The 12,517-nt window shown below is 45.0% G+C and carries 6 protein-coding genes and 2 pseudogenes; 6 read left to right on the plus strand and 2 right to left on the minus strand.

Annotated elements, in window-relative coordinates:
• Nucleotides 1–101 precede the first annotated feature (101 nt).
• Complete coding sequence (locus AAC855_RS03670; protein WP_340608248.1) at nucleotides 102–7,094, plus strand: TcdA/TcdB pore-forming domain-containing protein; 6,993 nt, start codon at nucleotides 102–104, stop codon at nucleotides 7,092–7,094.
• Nucleotides 7,095–7,218: 124 nt separating this feature from the next.
• Here AAC855_RS03670 and AAC855_RS03675 read toward each other — a convergent pair whose 3' ends face one another.
• On the minus strand, nucleotides 7,219–7,560 hold the full coding sequence (locus AAC855_RS03675; RefSeq protein WP_340608249.1) for a type I restriction-modification system subunit M N-terminal domain-containing protein: 342 nt from the start codon (nucleotides 7,558–7,560) through the stop codon (nucleotides 7,219–7,221).
• A gap of 77 nt (nucleotides 7,561–7,637) precedes the next feature.
• Between AAC855_RS03675 and AAC855_RS03680 the strand changes: the two genes are divergently transcribed.
• The 5 genes and pseudogenes from AAC855_RS03680 to AAC855_RS03695 all read left to right on the plus strand — a co-directional run.
• Complete coding sequence (locus AAC855_RS03680; protein ID WP_340608250.1) at nucleotides 7,638–8,039, plus strand: hypothetical protein; 402 nt, start codon at nucleotides 7,638–7,640, stop codon at nucleotides 8,037–8,039.
• A 433-nt stretch (nucleotides 8,040–8,472) separates the two neighbouring features.
• Nucleotides 8,473–9,864, plus strand: coding sequence for an SMI1/KNR4 family protein (locus AAC855_RS03685; RefSeq protein WP_340608251.1), 1,392 nt, complete (start codon nucleotides 8,473–8,475; stop codon nucleotides 9,862–9,864).
• A gap of 139 nt (nucleotides 9,865–10,003) precedes the next feature.
• A pseudogene (locus AAC855_RS03690) lies at nucleotides 10,004–10,144 on the plus strand (IS982 family transposase); the annotation flags it as partial.
• A 230-nt stretch (nucleotides 10,145–10,374) separates the two neighbouring features.
• Nucleotides 10,375–10,509, plus strand: coding sequence for a hypothetical protein (locus AAC855_RS21570; RefSeq protein ID WP_422824344.1), 135 nt, complete (start codon nucleotides 10,375–10,377; stop codon nucleotides 10,507–10,509).
• A pseudogene (locus tag AAC855_RS03695) lies at nucleotides 10,510–11,148 on the plus strand (TIGR03747 family integrating conjugative element membrane protein); the annotation flags it as partial.
• A 4-nt stretch (nucleotides 11,149–11,152) separates the two neighbouring features.
• Here the strand turns inward: AAC855_RS03695 and AAC855_RS03700 are convergent.
• Nucleotides 11,153–12,205: an SET domain-containing protein-lysine N-methyltransferase gene (locus tag AAC855_RS03700; protein WP_340608252.1), complete on the minus strand. Its 1,053-nt coding sequence runs from the start codon at nucleotides 12,203–12,205 to the stop codon at nucleotides 11,153–11,155.
• Between the last annotated feature and the right edge of the window lie 312 nt (nucleotides 12,206–12,517).

Here is a 12,517-nt window from a genome sequence, read left to right on the forward strand (position 1 = left end):
TGATAATGATAATAATTATCAATTCGGTTTAGGTAGATATCTTTAGATATTATGACTGATTTTTGCTCAAAAACAGCCAAGGGATTACTGGAATGATTTATATGTCGAAAGACTTCGAAGAATTGCTCAATACTCTGATCGATCAACAGATCAAGGCGGCGGGTCGTCAGACTGAATGGTTTAACATGGATACCAACGCGCGTGCCAACTATATCAAGCAGGTAAACGAACGGTTGCAAGAAATGCAGCAGAGTACCCTGAGTGTATTGGCTGCACAGCATTTTCAGATGCAGGAAAATCCTGTTTCTATCGAGGATCATTTGCAGACACTAGAGAGAAGCCGGCAGGAACTGGACAAACGACCTAAAACGCCGGCAAGAGAGGCCTACAAGCTGCAACTGGAGCGCGATATCCGGATATACAGAACGCAGCAGGCGGCCATCACACACTTTGACAACGCTAGGAAAAAGGCCTTGAGTATTCTCAGTGATGATCTCCCCTTGGATGCGGAGACTCTGAGGAAGAACGCAGCAGGCAAGCAGGCTCAGTTAGATACCGAGATCACGTCTCAGGAAACGTTTCTGAAACCGCTTCTGGAACAGCAACTCGCTATACAGGAGAAGGCTGACCCTGAGTTAAATTCAAAAGACGTGAAGCGCATTTTAGAAAAGTTAAGCTCAAAATACGTGAAGTACTTTTCCAATCTGCAGGCCTACAAGTATGTCAAAACTCGCTACAACGACTTTCTCAAGGCAACCCCTACGGAAGAAGCTGAGGCCCTCAACAAGCTGACCAAAATACCCCAAACCTCCGATAATCTGCCGGTAAATGTTTCACTGTTAATGATGGAGGAACGTCCTGGATACATCCGCATGAGTGTCGCTCTGGTTGATACCAGCCCCGATGGACGCTTCAAGGACTTCTTCATGAGGGACGGCAGGCTGGTCGTGCCGGAGGGCAGGGTATTCAACTTTTCCTTTGGTACTCCAGCCCGCTCTCTGGCTTGGCAACAACAATACCGGCTCAAGTATGAGCCATCCTTGCGCTCCCCGACCTATGCACCAATTCGCTCAGTACTGGTCAAAATCAAATTCGTCGAGAAGTTTTTCGCTAACTATCTGGTTTCGGAAAACTCCGAGCGCGAAGGCCTCAAGGAGCATTTTCTGGATAACGATCGCAAAATATTATTGAGCAACGTTGACCGCAAGGTACCGAACCAAATTGGAATTAAGGTGTCCAGCAGATCCGATAAGTTTCCATTGGCTAGCACCTTGAGTGACTTAATCAACCAGAATGCTGACATCACCAGCTTCCGGACTACCAGCTTGGAGGATTTTCGCAATAACCGTTATGACCCGGATCGTGATGGGCTTTTCACCAATATCCATGAGCTGGAACGCTCGGTTGGTTTTACCGATCGCCAGTACTTGCTGGAAATGCCACAGGGCGAAACCTACCTGTCCGCAACGCCCTTTTTGAAGATAAGCGTTGAAGGCGACAAGATCGACAGTAAGCACTTGACTCAGACGCAGACCGCCGAATTGTATCAATACAACGCCGCATTTTTCGAAAAGCTAGATCTATTGCGAGATAAGGGTGCGCAAGCCAGCCATTTGTTTGAAGGCAGCGGAGAACGCAACGTGTTCGAGCAGCAACTGGTGCGTTTGCTCGAACGTAACCACATCACCCCCGCAGCGGTGTTGGAGTCGAAGAACTTCAATGCCAAAACGCGCGATATCAAGGGTAATAACCTGAACAAGGTGTTGTGGGAAAAGGAATTTGCTACTTCAGTCTGGGAAAACATCGAAAATGACCCACTATTGTTCAAATTGGCGAAGAAACTGAATACTCTCGTGTTCTCCTCCAAGATGGTGGACAAGATCCTAGAAAATAACTATGTGCAAAGTGACATCGCCCAATCGAAGGAGTTACTGGCACAGCAGTACGAACAATGGCGCATTCAGGCCATCGAAGAAGAAACCCAGCGGATCAACCAACAGCATCCAAACAACCCGAAAAAACAGGATGTCAATCATACCGAAGTTGAGCGCTCGGTGAACAAAAAGCTACTCGCCTTGTTATTGGCTGGTCCCGAGAGCCTTGAGAGCAACGAGGTACAACAGGATCTGACGGCTGAAAAGTCGCGAGAGGCACTGTTGAGCAATAAGGGCAGAAGCCTGCGCAAACAGGCCTTGTTCCATGTCTTGCGCCCAGTAGCCGATAGCTACTCCAAGCGTGCAGTCCCGATAAATCCCCATGCTGAGCTGATGTCGGAAAACGGTGAAAACAAGGTCATAATCAATAATCGGCTGAATCAGCCAGACCCGTATCTGCTCCTCAATACCCGCCCTGAAGAGCGGGTATATCATGATGGTTCGTACCTAATCAAGGACGATAAGTACCGCAGCTACAACCAATTCCGTCCTGACCCTGAAAATAAAGCCACGCGCTACATGAATGACCTGGACACCCCGTTTATAGGCGGAATTTCAGGAACTACCCAGACTGTCAGCAATGTCTTACCGGAATTGTTTGATGGTGCGTTGAGTGTCAAGGAATACTGGGATTTCCAGATGGCCAATGCCGCCTTCATGATCCATAACGGTTATCACTCGTTCTTTGAAACCTTCTACGTCGCTGCACGTTACGAACCGGAAGGGAAGGGCAGTATCGGCAAGGACATGTTACAGATGTTCGACAAGTACCGCGATATAGGCAAAGAAAAAACGTTACAGGGTGAACTGTATGCCGGAGTGATAGATCTCATCAATAAGGGCTTACCAGAGTCTGAGAAGTTCCATTTACCACATTTTGTCCGCTATTTTAATCCGGAGAATAGTATATGGGAGAAGGCAAGAACAGTAACACCAGATAAATCAGTCCCTATAAGGGATAGGGTTAATCCACCACTGGAAAATAATCCAGACAATGCGCAGATGGATATCAGGCTGCTGGCGATGCTTAATCGTGCCGAAGATTTTCAGCAGGCTATGGCGCAGCTGTACAGCAAAAATGCACTGTCCGCAGAAGAATGGCTGCCAGTACTGGGTAGCCTCAGGGAGGATGAGTCCCGGCCCGGAAGTTATTCTTTATGGTTTACTAATAGGGTACGGTCTGAGCTTCCTCCCCGGATATTCACGACGGATGACCAACGTATTATGGATTTTATTCATTCTTACGATAAAGAGCTCGAGACTGTCAGAAAAACACACGAGTATAGCAAAGGGAAACTAACCCAGCGCACAGGTATCCTCGAAGCAGATGCTGTTCACGGACTGAATACCGCCTTTCTGGTTAAGACTCTGATCCCATGGTTTGCCGATAGAAATCGCACCACCGTATCCAGTGATAAGATGCCCAATACGTTAGAGACCGCACTACAGGTGCACACTTATGTTAACTTGGCGCAGATGGCTCATGGTGCGCTGGAGGACGGCGCTAAACTCGCCAGTTTGTACAGAGCGGTGGCCAGTGAAGGCCGGGGAGTGACCAGCAGCCTGTTTTCATCGCTGTCCCATGTCAGCACGGGTGTCGGAGTGGGGTTAAATATCGCCAGTGTGATACTGGACAGCCTAGAACTGGCGCATGCACAGAATGAATCCCAGAAGGCTGTTTATGGTACTCAGCTGGCGTTTGACAGTGCTGGTCTGGTGACAACGGGTGTGGGTATTGGCGCTGGGATCTTAGGCGCCCCGATTGTTGCTGGTTTTGCCTCTTCGTTGGCAGTGCCACTGGCTGGTTTGGGTATTGGTTTCACGGCTCTGGCCGAAGCGTTCGGCAGGGTAGCCAGTGATGCTCGGGCGGTAGGCAATTATTTTGCCGATCTGGAAGTAGCTTATCAGCAGGGTGGATACCGGCAGGCGGAAAAAGTGGCAAAAGATGGCAGTCGTTATACGGTGATGGAACCAATCCCTGGCGCCGTAATCCGTCAGCTCGATTTGCGCCATGGTAATCTGACTTTTGACAGCCAGTATCTCTATCGCAACGACCCGACTTACTCATGGGGTTCAGGCCGGAGTAATTACTTTGGCTGGTGGCCCGGCAGGCCAGCTAATACTGATAAAAAACAGGCAATTAATATCCGTGAAGGCATCGGCTACAAACAGGCGCAGATCGACTTCCATTTCTCTCCCAGAAGCCGAGACATATTGATCTTGCCCGTTACCATGAAGTCCTACATTAATTACGAATATATGACCCTGCCCTTCGTCACTGCTCGCAACGACCGGGGATTTGACGTTCTGCGACGACTGGAAGAAGACGGACGATTCGACTTTGATTTTTATGCTTTTCCCTCAGAACGCGTGGTACGTCGTATAAAGCCAGAATTTGTTGAAACACCGGTTGACATTATTCTGGACGATGAAGACCGGGATATTGTCATCCCGCAGTTACCGAAAGAGATTCACGGGATCTTGTCCTACTCGTTGACTGGCGGAAAGGGCAAATACCGTATCAGCTTGCAGGAGGGTGTCTCTCTGTCCTTACAGGGGAATGACACCGCTACCCATTGGGTACTGGATGCCCGTCATATCCATTCTGATGATAACCCCAGTCTCAACAAAGAAGATAACAGACAACTGCATATTGGTAATATAAAGATAACCCTGCCTGAAACGTCGGTTAATATTTCCCTGATAAATAATGCGGGGGTATTTTCTGTCAAGCAGGACGAAAAGAATCAGCAGTGGCAGATAAAAGAGATTGAAACGAATGCTGAGCGATTTAACAGCCTTCAGGCTTTGCATGCTCATCTCAGGCAGTTAAGCAATTCTGATCATCACAACAGGCCATATGTAGTGGTGGAACACTACCGACACTCACCACCGGAAAGCCGTTCTGTCGGCCGTGCATTCTATGAAACCGGTCGTGATCGCATGATTTACACTAACGTCCCTGACGCAGCAGATTTTCTCAACAATGTAGAGCTGGCGAGCGTTAAGGGTGATAAGGCGTGGTTTTACCGGGATACCACGCTCTGGCAAGTGGATATTGTCAGTGGCGAAGTTCTGCGGCAGTATCTGCCTATAATGTTTCCGGAAAGTGATCAGGGGAAAATCAGCAGTCACGTGATGCAAAGCAATGACCAGCTTTGGTTTGTAGTGGAACAGCAGCTGGATGAAAACCTTATCTCGTATACTTATCAGGTGGAAGAGGAAGCACTGAAACTGGTGGCAGTTGACGGGAATACGACCATGCTGGCGACTCTGGATGAAGTCAGTAAAAAAATCTCGTTGCCTGTTCTTCTCGGTTCCAGTGACGGTGAGTTTAATGGTCTGCTGGCACCACAGGCAGCGACGCAGAGGTTAACCGTCGAGCTCTGCGCGCCGGAGCGTCAGGTTAAAAGCAGCCCGGCGGAGGTGATCAGCCTTTCTGGGAAAGTCGCGGGTGTGAACAGACATTACTGGTTACAGACTGATGGAAAACAGCTGCAAAATGTGGTCAGAATGAATCGGATAAATCCGGCTCAGGAGGATGCCGACATTTTGACTGAGCTGAAAAAGAAAAATCCGGACTTGCTGACCCTAACGGAGGATTTCACCCGCGTTTTCACCACGGCCGGTGATAAACCGGGTTATTATTTTTACAGCCATCAGAGACATAGTCTTTATTTTCAGCAGGATAATGGCCTGTCCAACACCCCGGCCAGCAAGGTGCCAGTTGATGATATCAGATCCGTATCCATCGTGAACAAGCAGTTGGTTGCACTCTCCAGCAGTGGGAAGTTGTGGCTGGCAGATGATCAGGGCAGTATCCGTCTGATCGGGGTGACGGTAGACTGGCTGCTGCAACCTCACCAGCAGGGTCTGACGACCGCACTGAGACAGCTGGCACGAGATACTCCAGATCAGTTCAGTACTCTGCTGCTATTGGGATTGCAGGACAGAGACGGAAAACCCGTCAGTGCCTGGTATGACTGTAAGGCAGATTTGGTGGTGCAGGGCAGAGTTGGGCTCAATACAGAACACACTCTGGTCTATCTTGGTTTAGCGGAAGCGGAAGATGGCAGGCAGGCATGGATTTTTGACACTGACAACCATCAGTTATATCGCCAGCCTCTGTCGACGGAGACTGACCTTAAGTTGAGTGAAAAGCGGGTACTTTCTGGGGAACCTGCCGCGGCACAACCCTGGCTCCGGGCCAGCCATCAATACGCTAGTGTGGTTCGTCAGGGCAAAACACTCCGGCTGGAAACCCCGGATGGCGCGGTCTTACTGCTGTCAGCTGATGCCAAGATGACAGACCGTCCGGTGTTGATTGCCTGGCATGTGCAGGATCGCTCGGACAGTCAAATTGCCTCAGCTATTGTGGCACTCAGTAATGAGGCTGAATTATCGCAAGCCGTTAGACTGTTTTCTGAGCATGGTTATCCTGCGTGGTATCTGCCGAAAGAAAAGAAAACGCTTCGTTCCGCCGGTATACTTAACTCGGATCATGTTCTGCATTATCTGGGGCAGGTCGCCGGGCAGGAGGCCAGTTATGTCCATGACCAGACTACCGGAGATTTGTGGCAAATCAGCGAAGGAGAATCCGGCTCCGCCCGAGTAGTGGGGAATTATCGTTTTGTTAACCGAACACCGGAGAGGCTGGTATTGCAGGTAGGGCAAGTTCCTCCGGGAACAAAAATCCACCTGCCGCAGCTAGCGGACATCGATAGGCTGGCTATTACCGGACGTTCAGAAAAATCGTATTACTGGTTTTCTAACCCCGAAGTGTTGGCCCATTACCAACATATCACGATAGATGATCGGGGTCAGGATTCAATCATCCGGTTTTCTGATACCGGCATAGCCAACCTGTCACGGCAGCGCAGTGATCAAGATCTCGTGCTGCTTCATCAGGCAACAGAAGACACCAGTATATGTATTGTCAATATTGAACAGTCGGCGCAGCGCGATATGAGGTTTGAAATCACGCTGAAGAGAATGAAGGTAATTTACTTACTAAAAAGAATGGCTAATTTGATGGAATTAAACCCTGATGTCAGCTGTTTCGCGCTGGTATCAGAGGAAGGTGAACTCAGGATAAAACCAGCTGAGTGTACAGAGAAGTTAGAGTCGTTTTCATCTATTCTGACGAATTCAGTATTGTAACGCCTTACCGCAGTTATGATAGAACTGGAGTTGGTGAAAAAGTCTCCAGAGCGCAGTGTTTAGCAACTGGGTAAATCTGTATCTGCCCAATCCCGTCGCTAATATTGCATCTCCACCAGCAAGTTCAACATTGCTGGTGGAGTGTAAAGGCAGTTAACGCATCACGTACATAAGTAATGTCGAAATCTTTACCATTACTGATCCAAGTTAAGAACAGATTGTCATCAGCGATGAAGTGACCTAATTTGTTTTGAATATATTTGAGGGTGTCGCTATCGCCCTCATTCAAATCTTTGATCGATTGCTCATCAAATTCGTTTTGGATTAAGAACTGAATTTGCTTATCAGACAAAAAGTGATGAAAAATGAAGCCTAAGATATCATCTTTGTAGTCGTTTGCTTCGATTTTAGAACGCATTTGGTTGGTCGATTCCCAAATCTTGGCGGTCAGTTGTTGTTTATTCATGTTTTACTCTAATTATTTTGATTCATCTATAGTAGTTCGGCTAAACCGAACTGTTATGTTTTTTATTCACACAGAGTGTGAATAAAAAAACATACGTAGAACCTCAATCTGCAGTTTTTCTGCTGGAAGGGTTGTGCCGACAACTGGAATCGGAAGATGTGACGATGCTGACCAGCCAGTTGCAGGCGCTGCCCACTGAACAGGCGCAGACCGTGCTGAGTTGTCTGGATAAGGCGCTACGGGCAGGGAAAATCGGTAATCCGGTCGGCTGGCTGCTGACGATGATGAAATGGACACGGGAGGGGAAGCTGTATGGGCAGATCGAACCGACTATTGCTACGCCCGCTCCGGCTAAGAAGTCTGCTGAATTCACACGGAAAGCAGAGTGTTCCATAATTCCATCTTCCCAATCCCATGTTCGCAGTGTGGTGAAAGATATCCGGCAGCGGCTGGCATTGGCGAACTATCAACAAGATTAAAAGCAGTTTAAAAGCATATTTTCTGTCACTGCCTGAAAATATAAAAAACAGACCTTCACAGAAGAGTAATAATGAAAGAATATCCGATTTTGAGAGTAATTAAATATAAGGAAGTTATTTAATTATCAAGAATAATTGATCCCAATTTGGGATAAAAAATATCAAGGAAACAAGTAATGACATTATTTTTTAACGTAGCTAATAATCAAAATTAGAATAGTATTTTGATGTTTATACTGTTTTAGTATCGAACGAAAAACGCACTGAGCATATGAATGCACTATAAGTTTTTTATTCGTTAAATCATGAAGATGAATTGATCGTTATCCCGAGTTCAGGTTAAATTCATTTGGTATTCAGCGAAATAATGGTTTTGGTTATCTCGCTTGTTGAAAATAAAACGCAATAATAAAATATAGGATACTCAGTTAAAATGGGGTTTATATCAAATTTTTTCCAAAAGCAACCATCAACACCTGTACAAGCAAGGCTAGAAATAAATCGTACTTACCCAAATGACCAAGTGAAAAGAGTGCGGCTCAAGCTACCTTTAGCATTAAAAGTAGATAAAAAATTTGAATTATTCGCTGCTGATAGACACAAATACGAGTTAAATCCACCTATCGAGATGACGGAAATTCACAAGTGGCAAAAAAGAACAGGAGCACAATTGCCCGAAGACTTTATTTTGTTTCTGACTCAAATAGGGAACGGAGGTGCTGGGCCATATTATGGTATTGCACGTTTTGAAGATAGCGAAAGCCGTTATGATCAAACCGCCGCATTACCTTCTATTCTGTCACCAACCATGAGTGACCAAGAATGGCAGGCTATCAGCCAAATTGATGATGATTGCTCTGATGAAGAATATGATGAAAGATATAATCTGCTCCATCAAGGAGTATTTTATTTAGGCACTTGTGGTTGTGAATACGATTTATTGTTGGTGATTACCGGTGAATATGCAGGCCGAATTTTATATACCCATCATTGGTGTGACTCTGAGAAGCCTTATTTTTTCTCTTATGAAAAAAACTTTCTCGACTGGTATGAACGCTGGCTGGATGAGGTGATCCAAGAATATAATACTGGTTGGTTTGGTCATTGTCTGGGTGGTGATGAAGATACGTTGTTGGCGTCTTACCAAAATGTGCAGACAAATGAAGAACGAATTCAGGTGATTAAAGGCTTTCATAAATTACCGATGTTATCTGAAAAAGGCGCGGATATACTCGAAAGGATAGTGCAACAAGAACATAATGATGTTTACCCATATGCATTAAAAACATTAGCGCAATTTGCGCCAGAGAGAACGACTTGTTACTTATTGGATGACCTGAAAAACGATGATAATAATATTGTCAGTCAGGCCGCTGGAATCGTTTTTTTTCATCATAAAGCGAATTTAAAGCTGTTCCAACAACAGCTCCTTGAGACATTGGCAAAAAGTACCGATATAAATACAGTACGCTTCATTGGCTATATATTAAAAGAATTGAATGCAGTTGAGGTTGAACAGTTTATGCATTTATTTAGCTGCGCGGATAAAGATCTGGCATCAACTGCGATTTATGCAGCTTCCAATGATGCGTTATTGAATCAGAAAATAGCGTTATTTTTTGAAGTTATGGTTTCGGATGATGAGAGAGTCGCGTTAATTGCTATTCAAACTTTAGCAAAAACACGGCAGCATTATGAAGAGGCGCTCCCATTCCTAGAGCAGGCGTGGTTTAAATACCCAACAGAGAAAAATGAATATATTCGCAGTAATATTACATCTTACTTACGTGATATAGGAACGTCAGTACAGTTTAGTCGGAATTAAATCAGGTTTAGTAAATAAGGGGAATAAACCCCTCCTTATTGCTAACTAACCCGAATTCTGGATAAGAAATTGACGAGAGGCCTGTTCCAGGAGCAAAGTTTTGGTGAAAGCCGAAAACCACTCCAGAGAGGAACAGGCCATGAACAAGTTAGTTGAAATTTTCTGTGATGTCGACGACTTTTGTCGCCTTTTCATCCCCCAGTGGGCGCAGTTTTGTCTCGATAATGGATACCGCTTGCGCCGCAGACAAGGACATATGTACCCCAGTGACATCATGACAAAACCCCGTTTCTAAATCGTCCATCTTTTCACCTGTTTTAGTTGATAAATTAAACATATCAAAAACAGGCAATTACACAAATTTAGAAACAGTGTCTAAAAAATCATCTTTTTTGACAGTGAATAAAACTCATCATTTTTTCCTTTTCCCATAACTGGTTATTCATTGAATCACAGCCTCCTTTACCCTGATAGTTTGCCTCACTTATCAGGGTAAAGGAGTTTTTGTGCATGCCAGATTTGGAAGAAAAACCGGCATTCCGGCCGCAGCAGCATGCCGGTGTCTTAACTTCTTCATTAACGATTGAACTGCATACCCACTATGCCATCTGGCTGTGGGCAGGGCGCTGGCGGGAAGTGATGTAGTGGCTGTTCAGTCTGTTACTGGAATATCTCGGGATGACTTTTTTCTGGCCGGATGAGGGCGCGGCTCACAGCCAGACCATGATGAAAACTGAGCTGCAATTTTTATCCACGGAGTTTACCCGGAGTCTGTTGTTATCAAATCCCGCACAAACGATCTCTGACTGGCTGACGCAGGCGTATCAGTGGCTGTTTGTCGACAGTGGTTTTCTGCACTGGATACAGGGGAAATCGTACTCTCAGCTTAATAGCCGCAATGATTTTCTGCGTGAATTCAATACGGTATTACAGGAAGTATCGGGTTATTTGCGGGAATATGCGCTGGCTACCGTGTTTATCACGATGGTGACGTTAATTCGATTAGCCATTCTGGTGTTGTCCGTTCCGTTGTTTGTTATGGTGGTTTTGGTTGCGCTGGTTGACGGACTGGGGCGACGGGATTTACGTCGGTATGGCGCAGGCTATGAATCGAGTTTTGTTTACCATCATGCCAAACGGGGCATTAAACCGGCCTGCACCCTTCCCTGTGTGCTGTATTTATCGTGGCCGGATGTGGTGTATCCCACGGTGATATTGTTGCCTGCGGCATTATTACTGGGTATGGCGGCGCGTCAGTCTGGTATTCAAAATCATTGTGTGTAGAACTCTATTTTTTCCATGAAGGTCCAGGACTGGGACTTCTGCTCAATGCTTCTTGTTTCAATTTTTTTGCATTCGGTTCACTTTCATATTTAGTGCCATAATCAATCAATAGTTCTTCATCTTTTTGTACAGACTGATTTGTAATGTAAAAAATGATATTTTTTCCCACCATAATGGACGATACATTGTTCTTTTTACCTGGTAATGCTGGGTATTCTGGTAATTTTGCTGTGTTCATTAAACTTAATATATTACCGCTTGAAAATGAACTGATTAATCGTTTACTTGAGAGGGTTTGAAATGTGTACTTGTGTATATTGGTAGTACCCATCTTCCGTCTTTCTCTGGATAGTGAATCTGGTAGAGTGTCATCATGCAATATACCGGCATATGGACCCAATACTGTGTATGGAGCTAAGTCTTCTCTGGCAAAAAGAGAAATACCTCTTTCTATGCCATCTGATGGCCTCGCTTGATATAATAATTGTTCAAAACGAAGATGATGATTCCCTTCGGTTCTAATCCAGTCTTGAATTTCGCGGTTAATGCGTTTTTTAGTTTCCCTATCTAAATCCAGCTCGGCCCAACGAGTTACTCGAAGTGTCTTTATTGGTCTTTTTATTAATCCTTCAGCTTCCAAAAGTACACTATCTGATGGATTAGCTGGGCTTCTCAATATTGGACCATTATCATTTATAGTTCGTTTTAATGTGTGTTCAAAAGGAAATGGAGCAGCCGAGTTTCTCAATATTGGACCATTATCATTTATAGTTCGTTTTAATGTGTGTTCAAAAGGAAAAGGGGTAGCCGGGTTTCTCAATGTTGGGCCATTATCATTAATAGCTTGTTTTAATGTGTGTTCAAAAGGAAAAGGGGTAGCTGGGTTTCTCAATGTTGGGTCATTATCATTAATAGCTTGTTTTAATGTGTATTCAAAAGGAAATGGGGTAGCCGGGTTTCTCAAATTAATCTTATGTTCTTTATGCTGCTGTACTATATGCTGTTGTAGTTTAATGCTACTTATAAAGGGAGTGCGGCAGATGGGGCAAATACTCATATATAAACTCCTGTTCCTGAGCTATCTTCATTGAAGAAATAATTTGAGGTTAGGTTATGAGTCGATGAAGAAGATACAGGTCTATTTTTATACTCTTTTATAGCGCAAATATCACTCATATCTAATGCTGATACTTTGCTTTTTACTCACCACCTATGTCAATTAGTTAAACCCATTTCCATACCGTATATACCCATCGTCATTGAAGATGCTTGATTTTTCATTCCTATCAGATCAAAATCGCGCCATGAAAATTACCCTGACAGATGCTCAAAAAGAAGCGCTTGAATTGATGCACGATACGACTCGTGA

The organism is Xenorhabdus bharatensis, from assembly GCF_037996705.1.
GTDB lineage: Bacteria > Pseudomonadota > Gammaproteobacteria > Enterobacterales > Enterobacteriaceae > Xenorhabdus > Xenorhabdus bharatensis.